The organism is Paenibacillus liaoningensis, from assembly GCF_059609455.1.
Window position 1 is genome coordinate 178,383 of sequence record NZ_JCAALU010000002.1, and the last position, 24,904, is coordinate 203,286.

Here is a 24,904-nt window from a genome sequence, read left to right on the forward strand (position 1 = left end):
TACACAACAGTTAAGTTTACATATCGGAGAGCCGTTTTTCATTTATCTATTGGGCAACATGGATCAGCCGCCTGTACGGGCAAGCTCTTTCATGCTGGCTTCAAATGCTGACAGCAGCGCTGCATCTTCCTTCAAACCGGAATCTTCAGCTTTGCGGATATACTCCAGCATTTTCTTGTAATCTTTCGGAATGACTTTTACGAATTTCTCAAGCGATAGATCCCAGTCATTCAATACACGGCCGCCAATGGCGCTATCCGTATAGTCAACATGGCGTTCAATCAAGCCGCGTAATTCAGCCATATCCGCTTCCTCTTCAAGACGCTCAAGCAATACCATTTCGATATTGCAATGCTTGTAGAAGTCGCCTTGCTCATCGTAGATGTAAGCAACGCCGCCGGACATACCAGCTGCAAAGTTACGGCCAGTCTGACCAAGAATGACGACTCTGCCGCCCGTCATATATTCGCAGCCATGGTCGCCTACGCCTTCAACTACAACGCTCACTCCGCTGTTGCGAACCGCGAAACGCTCCCCAGCAATACCGCGAATATAAGCTTCGCCGCTAGTTGCTCCGTATAGTGCCGTGTTGCCGATAATGACATTTTCCTCAGCGGCAAAGGTTGCTTTCGATGAAGGAGCAACAATGACCTTGCCCCCGGAAAGTCCTTTACCTACATAGTCATTCGAATCGCCTTCCAGCGATAGCGTAATGCCTTGAGGAACGAAAGCGCCAAAGCTTTGGCCTGCTGAACCAACGAAGTGGAAGGAAATTGTATCCTCTGGCAAGCCCTTCGCGCCATAACGACGAGTTACTTCACTGCCAAGCACTGTTCCAACAACGCGATTCGTATTCAAAATTGGGAATGTACCGCGTACTTGCTCCCCATTTTCCAAAGCGGCTTTCGCAGCTGGTACCAGCTCCTGAACATCAAGCGACAAATCCAAACCGTGGTTTTGCTCTTGTGCACAGTAACGAATAGCATCCTGAGATACTTCCGGTTGATACAACAGCGGCGTCAGGTCAAGACCTTTCGCTTTGTAATGCTCAGCCAGATGCTTCGCTTCAAGAATATCTACGCGGCCAACCATTTCCTGAATCGTACGGAAACCAAGCTCAGCCATAATTTCGCGCAGCTCTTCACCAACGAAACGCAAGTAGTTGACTACATGGCTCGGATCGCCCATAAATTTCGCGCGCAGCTCTGGATTTTGCGTGGCTACGCCGACCGGACACGTATCCAGCTGGCAAACGCGCATCATTACGCAGCCAAGTACGACAAGCGGTGCTGTCGAGAAGCCATATTCTTCAGCGCCGAGCAAAACAGCGATCGCAACATCGCGTCCGTTCATCATTTTGCCATCTGTTTCAAGCGTAACGCGATCACGCAGATTGTTGATCATCAGCGTCTGGTGCGTCTCAGCCAAACCAAGCTCCCACGGCAGTCCGGCATGACGAATCGAGTTCATCGGAGATGCGCCCGTTCCTCCATCATAACCGCTGACCATAATAATATCGGCACGGCCTTTGGCAACACCTGCTGCAATCGTACCAACGCCAACCTCGGATACGAGTTTTACGTTAATGCGCGCGCGCGGGTTAGCATTTTTCAAGTCATGAACAAGCTCAGCCAAATCCTCGATGGAATAAATATCATGATGAGGCGGCGGCGAAATCAAGCCTACGCCCGGTGTGGAGCCCCGAACCTCAGCAACCCAAGGGTATACTTTACGTCCTGGCAGTTGTCCGCCTTCTCCTGGCTTCGCGCCTTGCGCCATCTTGATTTGAATTTCATCCGCATTGACCAAATAATTGCTCGTTACGCCGAAACGTCCCGATGCCACCTGCTTGATTGCACTGCGGCGGGAATCGCCGTTCTCATCCGGAATGAAACGCGCTGGGTCCTCGCCGCCTTCTCCCGTATTCGAACGTCCGCCAAGGCGGTTCATCGCAATCGCTAGGCTTTCGTGCGCTTCCTTGCTGATCGAGCCGAAGGACATAGCACCGGTCTTGAAGCGTTTCATAATCGATTCCAGCGGTTCAACCTCTTCGATTGGAATCGCCGTTCTGCCATCCTTGAACCTTAGCAATGAACGAAGCATCATATGCTTCTTGTCCTCGCCTTGAACAAGATTGGAGAATTTTTTGTAAAGCTTATAATCGTTGGAGCGAGCCGCCATTTGCAGAGTGTGGATCGTCTGCGGACTAAACAGGTGGTCCTCGCCGTCTTTACGCCATTGGTATTCGCCGCCAGACTCAAGCTCCGTTACACGGCCTTCTTGGTCAGCGTAAGCCAAGTTGTGATATTTAAGCGTTTCTTCTGCAATTACATCAAGTCCAATACCGCCGATACGCGAAGGTGTCCAAGTGAAATATTCATTTATGAGTTCCTCTTTCAAGCCAAGCGCCTCGAAGATTTGAGCGCCACGGTACGACTGAATCGTGGAAATACCCATTTTGGACAATACTTTCGTTACGCCTTTAGTAGCAGCTTTAATGAAGTTTTTGACCGCTTTCTCATGCGAAATATTTCTCAGCAAGCCTTGGCGAATCATATCATCAAGCGTCTCAAATGCCAAATACGGGTTAACCGCACTCACGCCGTAGCCGAGCAGCAGCGCAAAGTGATGAACCTCGCGCGGATCGCCGGATTCAAGCAAAATTGCTACTTTAGTCCGCGTACCTTGACGAATCAAATGGTGATGCAATGCGGATACGGCAAGCAATGCCGGAATCGCTGCATTTTCCTTATCGATACCGCGGTCGGATAAAATAAGAATGTTATGCCCTTTGTCGATAACGCGGTCTGCTGCTTCGCACATTTGCTTCAGTGCTGCGCGCAGTCCCTCTTCCCCTTCACTTGCCGTGAAGAAGATCGGCAGCGTAATCGACTTGAAGCCCGGACGGCGAACATGGCGAAGCTTCGCAAACTGTTCATTGGAAAGGAGCGGTGTCTCCAGCTTAATGTGGCGCGCACTTTCCGGCTCCGGATTCAATAGATTGCGCTCAGGTCCGATTGTCGTACCTACTGCAGTAATGATCTCCTCACGAATCGAATCGATTGGCGGGTTCGTTACTTGCGCAAACAGCTGTTTGAAATAGTTGTACAAACGCTGAGGACGATCCGACAATACAGCAAGCGGAGCGTCATAGCCCATTGAAGCAATCGGCTCCATGCCGCTGCTTGCCATAGGCTCAAGCACTTTGCGCAAATCTTCAAACGTATAACCGAAAGATTGCTGGCGCTGCTGTACCGTCGCATGATCAAGCTCAGGCAATTCAGGCGCATCCGGCAAATCTTCAAGATCAATCAAATGCTCGTTCAGCCACTCGCGATACGGGTGCTCTGTCGCAATTTGCTTCTTCACTTCCTCATCGGAAATGATTCTGCCTTCCTTCGTATCGATCAGCAGCATCATGCCTGGACGCAGACGGTCTTTGTATAAAATGTCCTCTGGCGGAATGACAACGGTACCCGCCTCGGAGCCTAAAATAATATGGTCATCCTTCGTCACGTAATAACGAGCTGGACGCAAACCGTTGCGGTCCAGGAAAGCGCCGATCTGCACGCCATCTGTAAAGGCCATTGCAGCCGGTCCATCCCAAGGCTCCATTAAGGTGCTGTGGTATTCGTAGAAAGCTTTCTTGTCATCATCCATGCCTTCGTGGTTGGACCATGGTTCAGGAACCATCATCATTGCCGCATGCGGCAATGAACGCCCCGACAAGTATAGGAATTCCAGCGTATTGTCAAACATCGCTGTATCCGAGCCATCTGGATTAATAATCGGTTTAATTTTGTCCATATCGCTGCCGAACAATTCCGTCTCGAACAGCGTTTGGCGCGCATGCATCCAGTTCACATTGCCGCGGAGCGTATTAATCTCACCGTTGTGAATTAAATAATGGAACGGATGGGCACGTTCCCAGCTTGGGAAAGTGTTCGTACTGAAACGGGAGTGGACAAGCGCCATCGCTGTAACGACGGACTCATCGTTAAGCTCCACATAGAAGGAGCCAACCTGTTCAGTCGTAAGCATGCCTTTGTATACGATTTTCTTCGTGGACAAGCTCGGGAAATAGAACATTTCTCCGCCTTCTTTGCCCGAGAAGCGAATGGCGATTTCCGCCCGTTTGCGAATGACATACAGCTTGCGCTCGAATGCCAAGACGTCCTTCAAGCTTTCGTTCTTGCCAATAAATACTTGGCGGACAAAAGGCTTAACCGACTTAGCAGATTGACCGAGCTTTGCATCATTCGTCGGCACGGTACGCCAAGCGATGAGCGACTGGCCTTCTTCACGAATAATAGTTTCAAGATCGTTCTCCAGCGAACGGCGAACGTTCTCATCCTGCGGCAGAAACACCATACCTACGGCATATTCGCCTTCGCTTGGCAGCTCCACTTCCATACGCTTCAGCTCATTTGCAAAAAACGTATGTGGAATTTGAAGCATAATGCCTGCTCCATCTCCCGTATTTGGTTCGCTGCCTTGACCGCCGCGATGCTCCATATTCTCCAGCAACGTCAGCGCCTGGCGAATAATCTTGTGCGACTTTCTTCCTTTGATGTTCGCCACGAATCCCATGCCGCATGCATCTTTCTCAAATTGAGGATCATACAGACCTTGTTTCGGCGGTAATCCAAAAATTTTCTCTTTCATTGTGTGCAACCTTTCTATCAGAAGATTTTTGGGGCGTGCATAACGGAACCAAGCCGATCGCTGTGAGAACAAGCAGTAATGCTTCATCAAACAGGCTTGTTGCTTGATAGCAAAGCGGTTAGCAGAGCCAAACCGCCAGCTTATCACTTTGCATAATTACTCAAACGACTGTATCCGGCAGCGCGCCGAATAGGTGTACACAAACTTTTTAGCTGCACTCGCAGGGAAACGTTCGTGTTATGTTGAATAAAATTAAGCAGCGCTGCGGGGATCGTTTGAGGTTGACCATATTCCGGGCTGTATTCCGCCACTTGCGATTATTACAGTATTTTAACATCAGGCCAAAACGGAATCAATTTAATATTTTCATAATTGGGAGCAGAACGGCAATGTTCGTGTTCTTACTGCAAACTTTATACACAATTATGCAAATGAATGAAAACCCGCTGCTACTATTTTATCAAAAGGAAGTGTCTATGTTGTCTGGAAAGTGGAGGAAAGTGTCGTTTCTATTTATAATTATCGGTTTATTGGTGGCTTCACCTGGCTGGAAAACAGCTGCCGCTGCAGAAGAAGCTGCGGCTGCAACCTATCAAATTGTTGCGCTTGGAGATTCACTTACGGCCGGCTATGAGTATGGCTTTGATGCAAAATCTGTGCCCTATGGCTATGTGGAGCATGTATATGAGCAGGCCTTGTTCCAGGGGCTTCGCGCGGAATATGTCAATTATGGCCTGCTTGGGCTGACGTCAACAGGCTTTAGCCACTTACTTGGAGCGGTTAAAGATGGCAAAAGCGTCTCTGTGAGCGATGTGCAGCCTAGCCTGAAAGATCCGCGTGCCACTAGCATTATTGGCGATACTGCAAAAATCGGAGGCAGCATCCGCGGTGCCGATCTGATCGTCATGACGATTGGCGGCAATGATCTGCTTGGTGTAGCTGCACAAATCACTTCCACAACGACAGATGAGGAGAAGGCACAGCTGCTGCAAGCCTCATTGACTCAATATGAAACGGGACTGACTGCAGGACTGCAGGCGGTAACGTCACTCGCGCCAAAAGCAAAACTCGTGATCGCCGATCAATATATGCCGATTCCGGCAACGATTACGGTTGGCAGCCTAAGCTTTCCTCTGCCTCCAGATGCAGCACGCCTGCGCGAATTTGAATTACAGGCGCTGAGCCAGCTAAACGAAAAGCTAAAAACGATTGTTGCCGCTATAAAAGCGGAAGGCATCGATATTTCCATCACTGAGGTCAGCAAGCCTTTTGTCGGCAAGGAGCTGGAATATACGTCAATCTCCAACAGCGATGTCCACCCGACTCGCCTTGGGTACGCTGCTATGGGTCACACTTATTCTACCACAATATGGAATAAATATTTGAATGTTCGCACTCGCCCAGCGAATGTGCCCGTTTCGGTAGTTGTGCGCGGCAAGGAACTCCCAGCTGCATCCCCTGCCACCATGAAGAGCAATCGCACCTTCGTACCGATGCGCGACATTACAAATGCCATTGGAGCGAAGCTTGTATGGAACAAAACGACCCAAACGGCAACCGTTTCCTACAATAAACATACGGTAGCGTTTACGATTGAATCGTCAACTATACTCGTCGATGGCGTGAAGAAAAAACTGAACAGTCCTGCTGCTTATTTGCAAAAGAACGGCAAAGAGCAAAAAACCTATTTGCCGCTAGCGGTCCTCTCCGAGGAACTTGGCTTGCAGGTTACCTACCGCAGTACGCTTCAAGCTGTCTTCATCAACTAGCTTTAAGCTGGGAAAGCAGACAGGCGCAAGACTAGTCATAAATGAAACAAATGGCAGCCGTCCTAAGTGAACGACTGCCATTTGTTTTATCCGATTGGCGCAGCCCAATCCAGAGGCTCCATCAACGGCTACTTGTATTGCTTTCCAAGCTGCTCAAGCAAAGCAAGCCCCTGCTCGGACCAGCGCTTTAACCGGTCAAGCGTAGCCACTTCGGCTGCCAAAGCCGCATGCAGCGATTCGCGGTAATCCGGTACATGGCCGCTAAAGGTCTGCAGCTGGCGCAGCGGAATCATCGTCTTCTCTGTATAGGCCAGTGCCGGCCGCTCATGAAATAGCGGTACATCCGGCTCATACGGATGGTGCAGGTCCCCTTGCTGTGGATGCTTAAGGACAGCCAGCACCTTGAACAAGGCACGGGGCCCATGCAATTCCATTACTTCTCCTACATATAGTCCCGATCTTACTTCCGCTTTTACAATGGCTCCGACTTCTAACGCGCTCCTTGCTTCTTCCATTAAGCATGCCTCCTACTTGAATGCCCATTATAAGTGTAATACTTATAACTGCTTATATTTTAAATGAAACGATCCTAATGAATAATCTGCTTCCGGTTAATGCCATTCTAATCATAAAGGACAATAGCGCCGGCAGGCAAGCTCTGAACCCCGCTGCTTGCGACAGGTTGCTGCATCAGCATATTGAGCAAGCAGCTACTAATGAACGCAACAGGTGTGGCCACTTGCATTTTAATAACCTGGAATGACTTGTGTTCCCAACCTTGGCGACGTATTATGGAATTAGAAAAGTAGGTGACATTATGCGTAAGAAAAGAGTGCTGCTGCTCTCCGAGGGCTTTGGCTCGGGACATACGCAAGCCGCATATGCTTTAGCGGCGGGACTGCGCCAAATTAACCCCGAGATTCAAACCCGCGTTATCGAGCTGGGCAAATTTCTTAATCCGGTTGTCGGGCCATGGATTATGTCTGCTTATCGCAAAACCGTAAGCAAACAGCCAAAAATGGTCGGCCTGATGTATCGCAGCAATTACAAGAAATCGCTTAACCGCTTTACGCAGCTTGCTCTTCATCGCATGTTCTATACACAAACGTCGCAGGTTATTTCCCAGTTGAAGCCGGATCTTATCGTATGTACGCATCCTGTTCCCAATGCAGTCGTAGGCAGGCTAAAGCGTCTTGGACTACATATTCCGCTTTACACGCTTATTACCGATTACGATGCTCATGGCGCATGGGTCAATCCGGAAGTCAGCAAATACCTGGTATCTACCCCGCTTGTGAGAAACAAGCTGATGGAGCGCGGCGTAATACCCATGAAGATAGAAGTGACCGGCATTCCGGTACACCCGAACTTCTGGACAACCTACGATAAGCAGGAGCTGCTGCAAAAGTTCAACTTAAAGCCTATGCCTACCGTGCTTATAATGGGTGGCGGGTGGGGATTAATGTATGAAGACAATCTCCTCGAATATATGACCAAGTGGCGCGACAACATACAGTTGATATTCTGCGTAGGCAGCAATGAGAAGGTAAGGGAAAAAATGCTTTCGAGCACGAAGTTTCAGCATCCGAACATTCAAGTGCTCGGGTTTACGAACGAGATCAGCAAGCTGATGGACATTGCCGATCTGCTCGTGACGAAGCCTGGCGGGATGACCTGTACCGAAGGCATGAGCAAAGGAATGCCGATGCTCTTCTATGAACCGATTCCGGGACAGGAAGAAGAAAACTGCGAATATTTTATCCGCAATGGCTTTGGTGAAATGCTTGATTCTGCTGCAATGGTAGATAAGTGGTTTGCCATGATTCAGGAACCGTATACCTCAGGCCAATTCCGAGAAAGCTTGCTAACGAAGCGCAACCAACAATACGACCCGAAGAGCTGCCCGAATGCCGTCCTGCGTTTAATGCAGTGACGGCGTTTTTGTCAGACTCATCGGCCAATCGATAAGGAGTGGAAAGCGAATGAAGGAACGCAGCATGGACGGTAAAACGATTATTTTACGGGTGGAAATCGATATTCAGCAAGCACAGTTCGGCAAGGCCGCGACGGCTATTGAGACTGCTGGCGGCGATATTATAGCGATTGACGTCATTCATACCGATAAAACAACGACCGTACGGGACTTGACCGTAAAGATGACCGAAGCAGGCACAGCCGATCGTATTTCCTCGGCTCTTGGCACGCTGCCCGGCATCCGCCTTCAGCACATTTCCGATCGCACCTTTCTGCTCCACCTTGGTGGCAAAATTACGGTTCAGCCAAAAACGCCGATTCAGAACCGCGACGATCTCTCGCGCGTTTATACGCCAGACGTCGCAAGAGTATGCCAAGCGATTGAACAAGATCCGTCCAAAGCATTTACACTAACGATTAAACGCAATACCGTCGCTGTCGTCTCTGATGGCAGTGCCGTGCTCGGGCTTGGCAATATCGGGCCATATGCGGCAATGCCTGTCATGGAGGGCAAGGCGATGCTGTTCAAGCAATTCGCAGACGTTGATGCGTTTCCCATTTGCCTCGATACCCAAGATACGGAACAGATTATTCAAGCCGTCAAACAATTAGCGCCGGGTTTCGGCGGTATTAATCTAGAAGATATTTCCGCTCCGCGCTGCTTTGAGATCGAACGCCGATTGCGCGAAGAGCTTGATATCCCTGTGTTTCACGATGATCAGCACGGTACAGCCGTCGTCCTGTTCGCCGCTATGCTGAATGCGCTCAAGCTGACGGGCCGAAACATTTCTAATACCCGCTTCGTTATATGTGGTATTGGAGCAGCAGGTACGGCTTGCACCAAGATGCTGCTTGCCGGCGGCGCAAAACATATTATTGGAGTCGACCGTGAAGGGATTTTAACCGCTGACCTCCATTATGACAATGGCATGTGGCAGTGGTACGCCGAACATACAAATGCCGAGAAGAAGACGGGCCATTTGTCCGAGGCGCTTGCTGGTGCAGATGTATTTATTGGCGTATCGGCGGGCGGGATTTTGACCAGAGCGCATATTGAATCGATGAATGCAGAGCCGATCGTATTTGCTATGGCGAATCCCGAGCCTGAAATTCGTCCAGAGCTGGTCGAGGATATCGTTGCTGTGTTTGCAACAGGGCGATCCGACTATCCGAATCAAATTAACAACGTTCTGTGCTTTCCGGGCATTTTCCGCGGGGCACTCGATAGCCGTGCAACTACTGTAAATGAAGAAATGAAGCTGGCTGCCGCCGAAGCGATTGCTTCTGTCATTAGCGATGACGAGCTCAGCCCGATGTATATTATCCCTAGCGTTTTCAATGCCAAAGTCGTAGAAGAGGTGCGAAAGCGCGTCATCCATGCTGCTATCGAAAGCGGTGTAGCTCGCAGACATCCGCGCGAATAGCCTCACAGAAAGGAAGAAATGCTACATGTCTACAGCATCCTTGCAGCGCCGGGAAGCGATTCCCGAGCTGCAGATGGTTCGTGCAATGGCCATATTAGGTGTATTATCGGTCCACTCGACCTCCTACGCTACGCTGAAAATGGTCAATTCCGGCTACTATTTCTTATATAACTTTTTTAATATTTTTATGAAATTCGGCACGCCGACCTTTATTTTTCTAAGCAGCTTTGTGCTATTTTACAATTATTATACGAGGCCGCTGGACGCCAAGCTGATTGGCTCCTTTTATAAACGCAGAGCGCTTTATATCATTATTCCTTATTTGGTTTTTTCCATTATTTATTTCACCCTGCTGCATTACAACTACTATCCAAACAGGCCGCTTGATCAAACGCTAAGCAGCTTCTGGGACAAGGTGCTGACGGGCAACGCCTATACGCATTTGTATTTTGTATTTATCAGCATCCAGTTTTATTTGCTTCTTCCGTTGTTTCTATGGCTGTTGAAGAAGTTTCCAGCACTAGTCAAATGGGCGATACCGGCTGGCTTTGCCATTCAATGGGCATTCGTTCTCATTAATAAATACGCGCTGACGACGCCGATACCGAATAAGGGCAGCTACTCGCTATCCTACTTCTCCTACTATTTGATGGGGGCAGCAATCGGTATCTATTTTCCGAAAATCAAGCATTGGATCATTATAAACAAACAAAATGCGAGCAAAACGCGAGTTGCGGCATGGCTTGCATTATGGTGCCTATGGCTTGCCGCTGGGTTATGGCATGTAAGCATTTGGTATGATACGAGACTTAAAATCGAGAGCTACCACTCGCTGCTGTATGAATTTTTATGGAATATGCATACTTTCTTCTCGGCGCTCGTGCTGCTGCAGCTTGGCTTTCTGCTGTACCGCAAGGCAGCGCCTTGGCTAGTTTCGCTGCTTTCTAAGCTTGGCGCTTTATCGTTCGGCATTTACTTGGTTCACCCGTTCATCCTGTTCTACTACCGCGAATATCCACCTGTGACAGGCAATTCCTTGCTGCTGCACAGCTGGTATGTGGGCGGCTATGTAGCTGCGCTCGTCGGCTCTTGGATTATCGTTTCATTAGCCGCACGGTTTTTGCCTTTCTCCTGGGTGCTGTTCGGCAATTTGCCCAAACCAGGGAAACGGCGGCAAACGCCAATCGCACCTCAGAAAGACTTTACAGCTTAACCTCAGGCTTGCTCAATGAGCAGCCTCCAGCATCATTGTCGCTTAGCGATGAATGCTGGAGGCTGTCTTTTTTTATAGCAGATGTTTCAAAATTGGTGGTTGTCCCTTGCCCGGCCTACAGCGCGCTGCCTCCATACAAGAATCGATATTCCCAATGGGTGCCTGCTATGCTGCTTATCGTTACGCCGCCAGCCTCATTGGAATATGTATGCAAAATTTTGCCGTCCCCTAAATAAATCCCGTCATGCGTAATCGTTGCTGATGCTTTGTTCGTGCCTGCATAAGCAGAAGCTTTACTTCCCTTATAAGACATGAAAAACATAAGATCGCCACGCTTAAGCTGACGCCAGTCCGACACCGCTTTCCCTCGCTGCGTAATATACTCCCCTTGTCCCCTCGAATCAGCTGGCAGCTTAATGCCTACCCCATCCAGAAAAGCTTGCCTTACAAAATCCGAGCAATCAAATGTGGATGTCGTGCTGCGGCTTGAGCCATATTCATAAGGTGTACCTAAATATTTAAGCCCCGCCGCAATGACGCTTTCCACAGAACCGGTCGATGGTGCTGAGCTGCCTGAACCGCTGCCACTGCCGCCACTTCCACTGCCGCCTGATGAAACGTTTCCTGAGACGCTAATATATTGGGATTGCGAGCTGACAAAGCCAGCTTGTCCAGAAGAATCTTTAATTTCATACCAACTGCCGTTTGGCTGGGATACAATCGCTACCTGCTCACCAGCCTGCAAAAACCGGATACGGCTAGCCGATAGAGAAGCGCCCGTCCGAAAGGCTACCGACTTTTGAATCGTACCTGTTGCCGTGTTTGGCTTCGCTACGGATGATACTGAAAAATAGGAAGGCGAAGCATAGCCTGTCCGTCCAGAAGAATCCTGCAGCTTATACCAATACGCATTGGAAGCATCCAGAATCGTTACCTGTTCTCCTTTTTTAAGCATGCGAATAACGGGAGCCGATGCCGCTGGTGCGCTGCGGAAGTTCACGCCTGCATCTACGGTTGCGCTCTGAGCAGCCATCACTGTGGGAATTGAAGCCGAGACAGAACCCAGCAATAGGGATGCAGTGAAAGCGGCGGTGATCATCCTTTTTTTCATGGTGTGTTTCAAGCTGTACGCCTCCTTGGTTGTTTGAAAATAAATAAATGGTGCTTCAACCATTGTAGGGTCGCCATCTTGCCGCCAGCATCAACCTTTTATCCTATTTGCCAATTTGCCAAATTGGTAAATTGGAAGCATTAAAAATTCGCATTAAAAAACGAAGAGGCCTTCGCATTTGCGAATGGCCCCTTCATATAAAGCGCTGCAGCTACTGCTGTTACTCACTTTATTGCTTTTTTAACCCAAGTCAGAAAACAAGACTTTAGTCGCGATAATCAACCAAGACTAAAGGACTAGTTAAATTGGTTTATTTTACCTTGGGAACAATTACATCCCTTTTATTCGACATCTCACTCGACATTTGGCTCGCGTTGCGCAGGCTCCAGCTCATGAGGCTCCACATGGACATGCACACTCATAATATTATGCTTGCGCTCCATGCGATGCTCAATATTATCACAAATGATATGGCTTTCGATTAGCGTGAGCTCTGGATCCACCTGTACAATGACGTCAACCAGCACGTTGCTGCCATGAACGCGGGCTTTAATATCCTTAATGGATTTCACCCCTTTCGTACGTTCAATCGTCGCTCTAAGCGTCGTCAGCTCCTTCTCATCGAAGCCGTCCGTCAGCGCATGGGTCGAGCTGTAGAAAATTTCCCAAGCCGTCTTGCAAATGATAAGACCGACCGCAATTGCCGCTACTGGATCAAGCCAAGGCAGGCCGAACTGCGCGCCGATAATGCCAATCGCTGCTCCCGTACTGACTAGCGCATCGGATAAATTATCTTTTGACGCCGCCATCAGCGCCTGATTGTTGATCCGCTTGGCCAGCCGCCGATTGTAATAATAGACGCTCAGCATGACGACCGCAGAAAATAAAGCGATCCACGCCGAGCTAAGCGCTGGAGCAGCCTCCGCATCTGACCAAAGTGCTCCGACCGCTGTAATCAGTACTTGAATGCCGACCGTTGCCATAATAAAGGACGCAATCAGCGCGGCAATCGTCTCTGCCCGAAAATGTCCATACGGATGATCTTTATCCGGCGGCTTCTGTGAAATTCGCAAACCGATAAGTACCGCAAGCGATGCCACGATATCCGTTAAATTGTTAAAGCCATCCGCAACGAGCGCTCCAGAAGCAAAATAATAGCCGCCTCCAAGCTTTAGTGCGGTAAGCGTCAAATAGGTGGCAATGCTAAGCCAAGCACCCTTCTCGCCCTGCTTAATTTTTTCATACTGATCCAAAGCGTCCTTACCTCATTTCCTAATGATCTCCAAGTAAAGGTATCATACCCGACTAAACCAGAGTGGGTCTAGAGAAACAGTGTTGACCTTATGCGTACTTTTATGCAGCAGGGCAACACTTTACCTTGAAAATCGCATAACGGCAAGGGCTGAGGCGGATCGCTTTAAAACGCTATTTCAGAAAAAAAATTTCGCGAAACGGTTTTATCGGCTCGGCTTGCTCCAAATGAAATGATCCTTGAACCATTTTGGACGTAAGGGCATTCCAGCGGTTGCAAGCATCGCTTTTTGCAATATAGGCAAAGGCCGCTGCCACATCATCGCACTCAAAGCAATAGAAAAACTGCGTGCCATTTTGAAAAATAGAATAGTTGGAGATGCCGGCACTGCGATGCTCTTCCATAATTTCCGGCCACGGATCAAGATGCATCCGGACATATTCCTCCAAGCATTCCTCCTTCACCTGCCAGCTCCAGGCATATTTATTGCTGAGTGCCATGATGCTTCCTCCTTTTTAACCCGGCCCTGTTTTAGTAGACTTCCTTCCACTCTGCAATGTTTGCAGCATCAAATTTGAATGGATCGCCGAGCATAATTTGCGTGCCGCCGACGTCAACGATCACTTCTTTATCACCGAGGCGTCCTGCTGTAAACTTGTCACCTACCTCGCCTTTAATGGTGCCATTCACCAGCGCGTCAGCCGCATAGCCGGACAAGTAGCCCACATCAAGCGGATTCCACAAGTACATCCATTCACTCACGCCGCTTTCAATATATTCCGCCATTTCGCTTGGTAGGCCCAGGCCCGTCAAATGAACTTTGCCCGTCAGTCCTTTATCGGTAAGCACTTTGCCTGCAGCAGCAATCCCTACTGTCGTTGGCGCAATGATTCCTTTCAGGTCTGGATATGATTTGAGCAGCGCCTCTGTTTCCGATACGCTTTTGTCCCGCAGATCGTCGCCATAAGCGACCTTCACTAGCTCGATGTCTTTATATTTCGGGTCCTCCAGCTCTTTCTTCATCCATTCGATCCATGTGTTCTGGTTCGTCGCCTGCGAAGTTGCACTGAGAACTGCAATTTGCCCTTTACCGCCGATCATATCGGAAATGGCCTGTATCTGCACACGCCCAATACGCTCAGGGTCTGCTTGGTTAATGTGCACCATCCGGCTTTCCCCATTAACTGCGGAATCAAGCGACAGCACCTTGATGCCTTGATCCATCGCTTTTTTCAGTGCAGGCTGCAAGGCGTCGGGATCATTGCCGACGATGGCGATAGACGCAACCTTTTGCGAAATGAGCTCCTCGATCATTTGAATTTGCGCTTCCGCAGTCGGCTGATCCGGCGCCTTCAAAATCGCCTCATGCCCCAGCTCCTCAATCGCCTGCTTAAAGCCTTCCATTTCTTTCTCGCCATACGGGTTGCCCGTATTTTTAAAGATGATGGCAAATTTCTTCTTGCCGCCGCTCGCACCGGTATCGCCGCTGGACTCCCCTGCTGGCTTGTTCGTTGAAGTGCTGCATGCAGCTAAAACCGTTAACATCATGATTACTGTCAAAAATGTCACTAAAACCTTTTTCATCTGTATTGCCTCCCTTTTATCATTTGTATATAAAAAGCTGCATCTTTCCCGGATGAGCCGGGCAGGCTGCCGCAAACGAAACGCTTTTCTCTCTCTGCTGCCCGCTCCTGTTAAAAATGCAGCCGTTTACCGTGCATTGCGCTTAGCGGCTTGGCTTCTTTGCAGGAGAAGACAGCTTAAGCTTCGGCAGCATAACCGCTACGATGAGCAGCAGACCGAGAATAATAAGCAGCATTTGCGCAGGCACATTGACGAGCCCAAGGCCGTAGCGCAGGAAGCCGATCAGGAACACGGCCAAAATCGCGCCAATCATTCTCCCTTTGCCGCCCGCTGTGCTAATGCCGCCAAGAACAACCATCGCAATAACATCCAGCTCATAGCCTGTCGCTACATTCGGTCTCGTGCTGCCCATGCGCGAGGTGAGAAACAGCGCCGTAACTGCCGCCATCAAGCCCGCCAAGGTGAAGACGATAATTTTCATCCGATCGACGCGAATACCCGAGAAGCGGCTCGCTGTCAAATTGTTGCCCATCGCATAGATGCGCCGCCCGAAGGTCGTGCGATGCAGCAGCACGATGAACGCCGCCGCGAATACGGCGAATACAATGAGAATAAAGGGAACCGGGCCAACGTAGCCCCAGCCAAGAAAGCTGAACCACTCTGGAAACTTGCCTGCCGCTTGATCCTCCAGCAAAATATAAGCGATGCCGCGATAAATAATCATCGTTGCCAGCGTCACGATAACCGAGGAAAGCTCCTTGAACTTGACGATTAACAGGCCGTTAATAAAGCCGCATACGACGCCGACGCCAAGGCAAATCAGCATTGCCAGCGGCATGGGAACGCCCGAGTTATATAAGTCCGCCATGATGACGGAGGATAACGCAACAATCGATGCTACAGAAATATCAATGTCCCCAAGAATGATGATAAGCACCATCGGCAGAACGATAAACGCTTTATCAAGAAACGTCATCGTCGCATCCCGCAGGCTGTCAAAGCTCCAATAATACTCGGACAAATTCATATTCATAATGTTTACGGCAATAAATATCAGCACCAGCATCCATTCCCATTGCATAAAAAAGCGCTTCCATGAAAAGGCCCGGCTGCCCGAAATGACTCGTGTTTCCATCGTTAAATGTTCCTCCTCATGAGGTTATTGCGGTCAACGCCCCGTTTAACGAGCGCATTCGTAATAACGGCGATCAATATAATCGAGCCTTGAATGCCCGTCTGCCAAAAAGGCGATACATTAATAAGCGGCAGCGCATTATTAAGAATGCCGAGCAAGATCGAGCCAAGGATAACACCGGAAACTTTGCCCGAGCCGCCCGCAATGCTCACGCCGCCGAGTACACAGGCCGCAATTACGCTTAGCTCATATCCCATAGCTGTGTCGCCTTGCGCAGAAGCGAACTTGGATACCCATAGCACACCGGCTAGACCAGATAAACCGCCCATAATCGAATAAACGAGCCATAAAATGCGATCATTGCGGATGCCGCTGATTTTCGCCGATTCCGGATTGCTGCCCACCGCGTAAATCTGTCTGCCGGTACGGGTGTGATTGATGAAATAATAAAATACGATGTAAATGACGACCGCAATGACGATCAGCGTATTGATGCCGAAAATCGAGCCTGTTGCAATCGCTTTGAAGCTGACCGGCATTTGATGGGCGCTTACCCATTTGCCGCCGCTGGCCATAAAGGTCAGTCCGCGGAACACGTTCATCATGCCGAGTGTGGCGATAATCGGGAGAATGCCCATTTTTGCAATGAGAAACCCCAGTACGACGCCGCACACTAGCCCGACAGCCGTTCCAAGCACAATTGCAAACAGCGGATTGACCTCCGGGAACGCATTTACCGTCAGGGCAGCAATCATGCCCGACAGCGCAAGCGTCGCTCCAATTGACAGGTCAATGCCTCTCGTAATGATGACGAGCATCATGCCCGCCGCCAAAATGCTCAAAATCGCCGTATTCGTAATCATGTCGTTCATATTTTCCAGCGTTAGAAAGCTTGGATTGCGCAGCTGCACGATAAGTGAAAGCACAATAATAAACCCGAGCAATCCCAGCTCGCGAAACTTCGCGACCACAGCGCTCAGCGACTGCTTCTCTGCTGGCTTGTTTACTAACCCCTTGGCAGCCATTTTTGTCTCGGCCATTGCCGTCCCACCCTTTTCGTTCATAATGGAATATTCCCCGTTCAAAAATAACGCTTGCGTATCGTCCCGTCTTAGCAGCAGACTGTTCTTGCTTTAGCTCACCACCGCTACGCCAGCACAACACCCGGGCTGCGACTTTCCATCGCCGCCTGCAAAATATTTTCCTGCGTCACCTCATCCTTGCCGAGCATCGCCGTCATTCGGCCCTCACGCATAACGGCGACCCGGTCGCACATCCCGATGATTTCCGGCATTTCCGAGGAAATCATAATGATGCCGTAGCCTTGCCCCGCCAAGGTGCTAATAATTTCATAAATGGCTGATTTCGCCCCAACATCTACACCTTTCGTCGGCTCGTCGAGTATGAGAATATCAAGATCAGCCGTCAGCAGCTTGGCAAATACAACCTTCTGCTGGTTGCCGCCAGATAGCGAGCTGACCAGATTGTAAATGCTTGGCGCCTTGACGTTCATTTTTTGCGCCAGCCTGACTGCTTCCGCCTCTTCCTTCCCCGTATCAAGCGAGCCTTTGCTGACGAAGCGATCCAATGCGGGCAGCGTGATATTGCGTGAAATTTCCCAGTCCAGCACCAGCCCCTGCTTCTGCCGATCCTCCGGCAAGTAGCCAATGCCAAGCTTCATCGCCTGCTGCGGATTATCTACTCGCACCGGCTCGCCCTTCACGAACACACTCCCTTTGTCATACGCTTCAATGCCGAACAGGCTTTGAAATACCTCTGTGCGTCCTGCGCCTACAAGTCCGGTAAAGCCTAATATTTCTCCGCGCCGCAGCGAAAAAGAAATATCCGCAAAATAGCCTGTTCTGCCCAGCCCCTCTGCACGGAGCACTTCCTCCCCCAGCTTTGCCTCCGTCTTCGGAAACAGCTGGGTAATTTCCCGGCCTACCATGGCGACGATTAAATCTTTATTGTCAATTTCATCGACCTGCCAGCTGCCGATATATTTGCCATCGCGGAACACGGTCACCTTGCTCGCCAGTCGATACATATCCTCGAAGCGATGGGAGATGAAAATAATCGAAGCTCCCCGATCGCGAAGCCGCTCCGTAATTCGGTACAGCTCCTCGCTCTCCCGCTTCGTGAGCGCCGCTGTCGGCTCATCCATAATGATGATTTTCGCATCGGCGGATAGCGCTTTCGCAATTTCGACGATTTGCTGCTCCGCTACGCTGAGCGAGCCCATCAGTGTACGCGGGCTGAATTTTGCGCCAAGGTCATCCAACAGCTTTTGCGCTTCCTTGTGCATCTCGCTCCAGCGGATGCGGCGCGTGCCTTTTTGCACCTTTTCATGCCCCATAAAAATATTTTCCGTCACGCTAAGATCCGGATAACAGGTGACATGCTGGTAAATCGCAGCGATGCCGAGGCGCTTCGCGTCATTCGGGTTTTGAAACTTCACCTTCTGCCCATTCACGTACATCTCACCTTCATCGGGCGCGTGCACGCCGGTAATGATTTTAATGAAGGTCGATTTGCCTGCTCCATTTTCACCCATTAGCGCATGAATTTCGCCGGGTCTCAACTGGAACAAAACATCGCTCAGCGCTTTAACGCCGGGAAAGATTTTTGTAATCGCTTTCAATTCCAAAACATATGGCTCCATCGGCTTGCTCCTATTCATCAGCTTATTTAAAGCAAACATGAAATAGCTTTTTTGTGACGCTTTAGATGTTTATTTACTTTCTTTTGTGATTATTCATGTTCGTTGATTTATCATTTCGACATGTTGTGCGCGATTCCTTTTTTTTAAATCGGTTTTTTTGGAAAAAATTTTTGAGTTCGCTAGACCGAAATTGGGTAAATATGAGAGGATATAAGGATGAGATTGCGAGACTGCCCGGCGTTACATCACCGTTGTCCGCATAATTTAAGGAGTGAACCGCTTGATTTTGTATCTATTTTTAATTATTGCCTTCTTTCTTTTCCCAATCAGCTCCATTGCTCTCATGATTCGCAGCTGGATTATAGATGAGCGTACATCCGTTAAAAAGGTGCATGTAAAAATAATGGAGCTGCTGTCCTTCATCGCAATGGTAGTGTTTCTATGTGCAGGCTTTCTTCTAAACGACCACGGTGTAGCAGGTGGATTGCCGCTGCATCAATTGGAACGGACATTACACTTTCGGGATGCGTACGCTACCCTTTCCAATGATTATGTTGTGACCATTATTTGCAGCATGATTTTGAGCGCCTTCGCTTACTGGGGGTTGAAAAGTAACAGAGGAGCATTGTCACCGCTTCTATACACAGCAGCATCTGTCCTCTTAATTGCCAATGTTATATTTGCTATCGTTTATTTTTCGCATACTGGCTTCGGCCATTACGGCGATGATTCCGCTGGAGCCACTCCTATTATTTTGCTGCATTTAGGCTTCGCTTGCTTAATCGGTTTGTATGCAGCTGAGCTTAAGCATTCCGCCAATGCGTTTATGCACAGCGCCCAGCAAGAAGAGATTGTGTACAGCAGCAAATGGCTGCGGTTCATGGACTATTTTCGCCAAAAATATTACCGGCTGCCGCTGCTCTGGTCGATTGCATTTTTCCCTGTCATGCTAATCGTCCAGCTGCCGCTTGTCCTGTTCGGACAGCGTCCAGATAGCTTCATCCGTGTATTTCTCGAAACGAGCAGCTTTCATTATTCGCAATTGCCAGCCCCTCCGCCGATTCTCGTGCCGGGAGACGGTCATTATTTATGCACCGTTTCGGTGAGGGGGCATCGTAAAATCGTCAAGCCACTGCGTGCCGGGCTTCGGCACGGCAACAGAATCGTCGTCAACCGCCAGCTGCTGGTTGCGAATGCTTTTGAAAATATTATTGAAGAGTACGCGCCGCGAACGCACAAAATCATCCGCCGCTGCTATGACAAATACGGCTATCCGCTCAGTAAGCACATCAATCAGCCGTGGTCTGCCGATGTCGTTTACCTGCTGATGAAGCCGCTGGAATGGATTTTCCTCGCCGTATTGTATACGGTCGATCGGAACCCAGAAAACCGTATTCATCGGCAATACAGCGAGCTGCGAAAATAGCCTTTTGACAATAAAAAGAGCAATGAAAAAGAGAGATTAGCTTTGCTTAAAAAAGCAGGCTGATCTCTCTTTTTTTAAAACAAATAGGTTGGATTCATTGGACATATGCTGTCATTATGCCTGGTACGGCACACTTCCAATAAACTCCAGCTGTGTGGATGTATCTTGATAGCTCCCCCGTTCGCCACCATACTCGAAGTTGTACAGAATAATGACGGTATTAATTTCATCCAAAGTCATGCCTTTTAGTAAAGCGGCAAACTTCGGAATCAATTCCTCCTCATAGGAGAAGCCTGCTAGCAAATTCGCTGCATCGCCACCTCGATCTTCCTCTGCGAAAAATTCAGCTTCCCTGAAACCATCGTCATACCACTCGATCCCAAAATGCCCCGCGAAGACAGAAGGAACCGAATCTCCATCATCGGTATAATTAATTTCAAGCAGAACATCGAGCTGCTCCTCCGAGTCCAGCTTCCCCAGCCATAATGAAGCATAACCTGCTTTTTCCATGATAGTCCCTCCTGTAGCTTCTCGATAATATTTTCTTCTTTGAAATCCATAAGCACTTCTTCCCTCCTCATCCTTCAAATCATGAATGATTAAAGCATTTGTTAAAGATAAAGTTGTTGATTTTTGTAATGTGAGATCATAAACATTATGATATCTAATTTTAACTCTGAATGGCTCTTTTGTTTCTAAAACAATTACATAGAAAGATATAACAAGTGTCCCATGTAATCATCCTCATAATCGAGTTCAACCTCGTACTCCATTTTAACAAATAGTTGTTGTACACCCACGATCCATGAGCATTTAGCTTGTCAGTTATTATTTCATGATTTTTTATAGCCGCTTTTTTATACTAAAAAACTACGAAGTATCAAGGGGATTGTCTAAAGCACCTGGATCGTCGCCGGAAAACCAATCGATTGATCTGGTTCATCCTTCGCAAGCGGCCATGGAGCAAATCGCGCAGAGATTGTATGCTGCGATTTCCGTTCATCCTCACCATTCCGAAACCGCACACCGAAACAACCCCGGCCGAAAGACAGGAATCCGCACATTACATGCCGTTTTCTGCGCCATCGTCGCGCAACCTTACAAGAGTGTAAGGCAATTGTCATCTAGATCAATGGCATCAACCTATCTGCTCCTCTATACTAATTCATTGATAGGACTATTTTTAAGGGGGAGTTGGCGTGAGGTTTTTTGAAATGCTGTTATTCTTTTCAAGTGCTTGTTTGTTGGCACTCCTGTTCATTTTCAATCAACGTATCCGAAGATCAGCTTTGCTCCTGACAAGCGGAGCAGGCTCCATTTTTTTAGTGATACATTTGCTTGTCGAAGGATACAGGGTTCAGCTTTTATTTTTATACGGATTTACGATCCTGATGCTTATGCTTTCGCTTATAGACGTTTTCATAACGCCGAAAGTCGTTCGGACTGCCTCGCGAATCCGTAGGGTGCTGGGCCGCCTTTTTATCGTGATTGGGCTAATCGCAACGGGGTGCTTCCTCTATGTGTTTCCCGTATTCGACTTTCCGGCGCCAACCGGCGAGTTGAAGGTAGGCACGCAAGTCTTTCATTTCATCGATCCAAGCCGGGAGGAGACATTTGGCAAAACCGCGACAGGCAAGAGGGAATTGATGGTTCAGGTATGGTATCCGGCTGGCACCGGCAAGTACGCTCCCTTTATTCCCGATACCCAGATTTTACGTTATATGGCCGCGAACTATGGCCTTCCCGGGTTTACTTTTCAACACCTGAAGTACGTATCCAGTCATGCTTATTCGGGGGCCGAAGTCTCTTCGGCACAGACTTCATACCCGCTGATCCTTGCGAATCCCGGCAATGGCTCTTCCAGGTTCCTCCACACGTCGCAAGCCGAAAATCTCGCGAGTCACGGATATATCGTGGCAGTGATCGACCACACCTACAATACATTTGCAACCGAGTTTCCGGACGGTCGAATCACGACCAGCACAACCAACGACTTATTCTCGCCCGACCATGATTACCGGACGAGTAGAGGAAATCGCGACAAGTTGGGAAAAGTTCTAACCGACGATGTGGCGTTTGCGCTGGACCAATTCGAGCTCATCCAATCGGGGCAGATTCCAAGTCATCTAAAAGGGAGGATTGATCTCGGTCATGTCGGGGTATTCGGTCATTCCATCGGCGGAGCGACGGCCTATGACGCTTCTTACGATCCGCGAATCGCGGTTGGAATAGACCTTGATGGAGGGCTTTATCGATTGCGTGACAGAGAGGGTCTGCGAAAGCCGTTTTTGTTCATCAACTCGGAAAGCTATTCTGAAAAATTAAAAATGGTGATGGATAACCGGGTCTACACGGATGCAGAGCTTAACCGTATGGGCTCAACAAGAGAGTGGGAGGATCAAGTAACGGAAGATAAAAAGTTGGAGCTTGAACGGATGCGCGAAACGGTCGACGAAGGGGGACAAGTCCTCTATATCGAAAATACGGAGCATTTGAATTTTGCCGACGTACAGTTCATTTCTCCGATTTTCAAAATGCTGGGCATTACAGGAAAGATTGCGCCCGAAAGAGCGAACTCCGTTATCAATGCCTATATGCTGGATTTCTTCGATATGCATCTGAAAAATCAAGGCGGAATCTTAATGAAAGGACCGGATAGCCGCTTTCCGGAGGTGAAGTTCTTAACCTCACTATAAATTACGGAACAGGCTACCGATTTTGATATGCTCTCCTTCAAGTAAACAGGTTTAATAAATAAACCGCTACTTGAAGGGGAGTTTTCCTTTGTCTAAGAAGAACGAATACAATGCGATTGAGAAACTAGCCATCATACAGGAGTTAAAAGCAGGGCAGAGCAGCCGTGTGGAAGTAGCAAAAAAAACATAACATCAGCGTTACCACCTTTAGCAAAGGGCGATCTACCAATCATCAGGAACGAATAGACATTGTTCTTTACTGTCATGCCCACGATCATGACTACGGGAAGACAGCGGAACAGTATCATTCGCAAATAACCAGTTCTTTCTCCCGATTACGAATGGCTTGATCGAGCGCTTACTGCGATTATTATCGATCTCGAGCGGACCATCCTTCAGGAAGGAAGTCAATTTCCCCCACTGATTCAGGCTGTACGCAATCGCTTTTCCAAACAGACTCTTCAGCAGTGTTTGAGAGCGCTGTTGCTTGAGCCATATTAGAGAAGGAGAAACGCTGCCAGGTGGATCTACAGTGGCAAGAGGTACAAACTATACGGGGGAAGTCTTTGGATCTGGAATAGCTGAGGATGATACACGCTTTATTTTGTACAGCCAATATTTCAATTGTTCGACAGAACAATGATTTGCGGAGCACTAAGCTTTCATCGTGAGGCCACTTGCCCGATAGGCAGCGATACGTGTGTGCCAATCTTGTCTGCGTTGTTCTTTGGCATTCATGAGTTACCCTCCGTATTCAGGTTAATCTCATGATCTCATAGCTAGGTTAGTAGTTGAAGGGGTGGAGAGTTTGACGCTTACGTATTAGGAAGCGTGCAAAAAGGGTGCCCCGGCCATATATCGGCTTCAGGCACCCTCTTTTTGCTATCTAGATTGTAATATCATTTTATTTTAGTATATCGTTTGCAATTTGTTCAAGCAGTGCTTGTTTTCCTAGTGCGGTAAAAGCCTCATTATAATTCTGTCTCGTAGAAAGATGATAGACTTGAGATTCCTTTACAGCTTTTAATCCGCTCCAAATCTTGCTGTCCTTAAGCACATTTTCTTCACTCTCTGACATAAGAATAATGTGATCCGGGTTTAAAGTGGACAATCCTTCAATACTTGTAACTTTGCCTCCCCATTTGTCCGGATCCGGAATACCCGGTGCTTTGGGCAGCTTCAAGTCGGAGTAAATAATATCAGCAACTCCAGTTGTGGAATAGATTCGCACTTCCTTTGCTGTTGCTTCAATGATGGCAAAAGTCTCATCAGGAATAGCCTTATTAATCTCGTCATGCAGTTGTGCAGCCCGAGCATCGTACTCTTTCAGCCATGCATACATTTCATCCTTTTTATCAAGCACATCCGCCACGAACGCAAATCGTTCCCGGAAAGAGCTGAAATTATAGGGCACTAATACTGTAGGAGCAATTTGGGACAGTTTATCATAGATCGGTGCCTGAGGGGGACCTGCCAAAATAAGATCAGGAGCCGCCTCCATAATGATTTCTGGATTGGTCTCCGTATTGTACCACCCTGTGTTTAAAGTTTTGCTATCCAGCTTCGCCTGCACAATAGGGGTAAAGAGCGAGGGATCAGCCATATCTGTATTTCCGCTAGCAATCGGCTGGAAACCTAAAACCAGCAGTTCCTCTGTTGCTCCTGCAATATCCACAATTCGTTGCGGATTAGCGGGAATCGTTATCTGCTCCCCCCTTGCGTCAGTAACAATGCGTGTTGCAGAGCCCTCACCCTGTTGTGACACGGACGGTGAAGCAGAAGCGGAGGCTGTTGGTTGCTGTTGCTGAGTATCTGCAGCCTGCTGATTGCCTGTTGCTGAGCCCGAACTACTGCACCCAGCCATTAGCAAGATCATGACAATTGAAGTTAGTTGCACAAAAAAGGATTTCCTTAACACAAATATGCCCCTCTCGAATGATAATCATTTTCAATCACCGATTAAGCATATATCGACAACCGCAGACAAGCTACC

The 24,904-nt window shown here is 48.6% G+C and carries 18 protein-coding genes and 1 pseudogene; 6 read left to right on the plus strand and 13 right to left on the minus strand.

All coding sequences use genetic code 11. The features are described from left to right. Positions 1-63: 63 nt before the first annotated feature. Entirely contained in the window at positions 64-4,665 is a 4,602-nt protein-coding gene (gltB, locus tag AC6B99_RS03495; protein ID WP_494879775.1) for a glutamate synthase large subunit, read from the minus strand. Between the two features lie 389 nt (positions 4,666-5,054). Between gltB and AC6B99_RS03500 the strand changes: the two genes are divergently transcribed. Next, the gene (locus AC6B99_RS03500; RefSeq protein ID WP_496662761.1) at positions 5,055-6,434 is read left to right on the plus strand and encodes an SGNH/GDSL hydrolase family protein; all 1,380 of its coding nucleotides are present in this window, start codon (positions 5,055-5,057) and stop codon (positions 6,432-6,434) included. A gap of 128 nt (positions 6,435-6,562) precedes the next feature. On the opposite strand, the gene kapB is transcribed toward AC6B99_RS03500, so the two are convergent. Then, positions 6,563-6,949, minus strand: coding sequence for a kinase-associated lipoprotein KapB (gene kapB, locus AC6B99_RS03505; protein WP_496662762.1), 387 nt, complete (start codon positions 6,947-6,949; stop codon positions 6,563-6,565). Positions 6,950-7,251: 302 nt separating this feature from the next. Here kapB and AC6B99_RS03510 point away from each other — a divergent pair, with 302 nt between their 5' ends. From AC6B99_RS03510 to AC6B99_RS03520, 3 genes are read left to right on the plus strand one after another with little or no spacing between them, the layout of a single operon-like run. Beyond that, entirely contained in the window at positions 7,252-8,367 is a 1,116-nt protein-coding gene (locus tag AC6B99_RS03510; RefSeq protein WP_056034172.1) for an MGDG synthase family glycosyltransferase, read from the plus strand. Positions 8,368-8,416: 49 nt separating this feature from the next. Beyond that, positions 8,417-9,832 (plus strand): NAD-dependent malic enzyme, encoded by a 1,416-nt coding sequence (locus tag AC6B99_RS03515; RefSeq protein WP_496662763.1) that lies wholly within the window; start codon positions 8,417-8,419, stop codon positions 9,830-9,832. 25 nt (positions 9,833-9,857) lie between these two features. Further along, positions 9,858-11,045 carry an acyltransferase gene (locus tag AC6B99_RS03520; RefSeq protein WP_496662764.1) on the plus strand — a complete coding sequence of 396 codons (1,188 nt, stop codon included), beginning with the start codon at positions 9,858-9,860 and terminating at the stop codon, positions 11,043-11,045. Positions 11,046-11,160: 115 nt separating this feature from the next. On the opposite strand, the gene AC6B99_RS03525 is transcribed toward AC6B99_RS03520, so the two are convergent. From AC6B99_RS03525 to AC6B99_RS03555, 7 genes are all read right to left on the minus strand, one after another. Next, positions 11,161-12,168 (minus strand): C40 family peptidase, encoded by a 1,008-nt coding sequence (locus tag AC6B99_RS03525; RefSeq protein ID WP_235533125.1) that lies wholly within the window; start codon positions 12,166-12,168, stop codon positions 11,161-11,163. A 341-nt stretch (positions 12,169-12,509) separates the two neighbouring features. Further along, positions 12,510-13,409 carry a cation diffusion facilitator family transporter gene (locus AC6B99_RS03530; protein WP_056034179.1) on the minus strand — a complete coding sequence of 300 codons (900 nt, stop codon included), beginning with the start codon at positions 13,407-13,409 and terminating at the stop codon, positions 12,510-12,512. A gap of 172 nt (positions 13,410-13,581) precedes the next feature. Next, positions 13,582-13,908 (minus strand): L-rhamnose mutarotase, encoded by a 327-nt coding sequence (locus AC6B99_RS03535; protein ID WP_494859479.1) that lies wholly within the window; start codon positions 13,906-13,908, stop codon positions 13,582-13,584. Positions 13,909-13,939: 31 nt separating this feature from the next. Beyond that, positions 13,940-14,992: a rhamnose ABC transporter substrate-binding protein gene (gene rhaS / locus AC6B99_RS03540; RefSeq protein ID WP_496662765.1), complete on the minus strand. Its 1,053-nt coding sequence runs from the start codon at positions 14,990-14,992 to the stop codon at positions 13,940-13,942. A 142-nt stretch (positions 14,993-15,134) separates the two neighbouring features. After that, positions 15,135-16,127 carry an ABC transporter permease gene (locus AC6B99_RS03545; protein ID WP_056034188.1) on the minus strand — a complete coding sequence of 331 codons (993 nt, stop codon included), beginning with the start codon at positions 16,125-16,127 and terminating at the stop codon, positions 15,135-15,137. A gap of 2 nt (positions 16,128-16,129) precedes the next feature. Continuing rightward, complete coding sequence (locus AC6B99_RS03550) at positions 16,130-17,191, minus strand: ABC transporter permease (protein WP_496662766.1); 1,062 nt, start codon at positions 17,189-17,191, stop codon at positions 16,130-16,132. Positions 17,192-17,274: 83 nt separating this feature from the next. Further along, positions 17,275-18,789, minus strand: a complete 1,515-nt coding sequence (locus AC6B99_RS03555) for a sugar ABC transporter ATP-binding protein (protein WP_496662767.1) — start codon at positions 18,787-18,789, stop codon at positions 17,275-17,277. 271 nt (positions 18,790-19,060) lie between these two features. Here AC6B99_RS03555 and AC6B99_RS03560 point away from each other — a divergent pair, with 271 nt between their 5' ends. After that, on the plus strand, positions 19,061-20,215 hold the full coding sequence (locus AC6B99_RS03560; protein ID WP_494879754.1) for a DUF6688 domain-containing protein: 1,155 nt from the start codon (positions 19,061-19,063) through the stop codon (positions 20,213-20,215). A gap of 114 nt (positions 20,216-20,329) precedes the next feature. Here the strand turns inward: AC6B99_RS03560 and AC6B99_RS03565 are convergent, their stop codons facing one another. After that, a complete protein-coding gene (locus AC6B99_RS03565; RefSeq protein WP_496662768.1) occupies positions 20,330-20,725 on the minus strand; it encodes an immunity 22 family protein in 396 nt (131 codons plus the stop codon). Between the two features lie 383 nt (positions 20,726-21,108). Further along, positions 21,109-21,240, minus strand: coding sequence for a hypothetical protein (locus AC6B99_RS03570; protein ID WP_496662769.1), 132 nt, complete (start codon positions 21,238-21,240; stop codon positions 21,109-21,111). A gap of 174 nt (positions 21,241-21,414) precedes the next feature. On the opposite strand from AC6B99_RS03570, the gene AC6B99_RS03575 reads away from it, so the two are divergent. After that, positions 21,415-22,911, plus strand: coding sequence for an alpha/beta hydrolase family protein (locus tag AC6B99_RS03575; RefSeq protein ID WP_056034198.1), 1,497 nt, complete (start codon positions 21,415-21,417; stop codon positions 22,909-22,911). Positions 22,912-23,217: 306 nt separating this feature from the next. Here AC6B99_RS03575 and AC6B99_RS03580 read toward each other — a convergent pair. Both AC6B99_RS03580 and AC6B99_RS03585 read right to left on the minus strand, forming a co-directional pair. After that, positions 23,218-23,406: pseudogene (locus tag AC6B99_RS03580) on the minus strand (IS66 family transposase); the annotation flags it as partial. A gap of 409 nt (positions 23,407-23,815) precedes the next feature. Beyond that, positions 23,816-24,829 (minus strand): ABC transporter substrate-binding protein, encoded by a 1,014-nt coding sequence (locus tag AC6B99_RS03585; protein ID WP_494879748.1) that lies wholly within the window; start codon positions 24,827-24,829, stop codon positions 23,816-23,818. Positions 24,830-24,904: the final 75 nt, after the last annotated feature.

Coding starts and splice junctions, on each gene's coding strand:
- AC6B99_RS03520 (WP_496662764.1), top strand. CDS start 9,858: ATGTCTACAGCATCCTTGCAGCGCCGGGAAGCGATTCCCGAGCTGCAG.
- AC6B99_RS03510 (WP_056034172.1), top strand. CDS start 7,252: ATGCGTAAGAAAAGAGTGCTGCTGCTCTCCGAGGGCTTTGGCTCGGGA.
- kapB (WP_496662762.1), bottom strand. CDS start 6,949: ATGGAAGAAGCAAGGAGCGCGTTAGAAGTCGGAGCCATTGTAAAAGCG.
- rhaS (WP_496662765.1), bottom strand. CDS start 14,992: ATGAAAAAGGTTTTAGTGACATTTTTGACAGTAATCATGATGTTAACG.
- AC6B99_RS03535 (WP_494859479.1), bottom strand. CDS start 13,908: ATGGCACTCAGCAATAAATATGCCTGGAGCTGGCAGGTGAAGGAGGAA.
- AC6B99_RS03565 (WP_496662768.1), bottom strand. CDS start 20,725: ATGGAAAAAGCAGGTTATGCTTCATTATGGCTGGGGAAGCTGGACTCG.
- AC6B99_RS03555 (WP_496662767.1), bottom strand. CDS start 18,789: ATGGAGCCATATGTTTTGGAATTGAAAGCGATTACAAAAATCTTTCCC.
- AC6B99_RS03515 (WP_496662763.1), top strand. CDS start 8,417: ATGAAGGAACGCAGCATGGACGGTAAAACGATTATTTTACGGGTGGAA.
- AC6B99_RS03500 (WP_496662761.1), top strand. CDS start 5,055: ATGTTCGTGTTCTTACTGCAAACTTTATACACAATTATGCAAATGAAT.
- AC6B99_RS03550 (WP_496662766.1), bottom strand. CDS start 17,191: ATGAACGAAAAGGGTGGGACGGCAATGGCCGAGACAAAAATGGCTGCC.
- AC6B99_RS03545 (WP_056034188.1), bottom strand. CDS start 16,127: ATGGAAACACGAGTCATTTCGGGCAGCCGGGCCTTTTCATGGAAGCGC.
- gltB (WP_494879775.1), bottom strand. CDS start 4,665: ATGAAAGAGAAAATTTTTGGATTACCGCCGAAACAAGGTCTGTATGAT.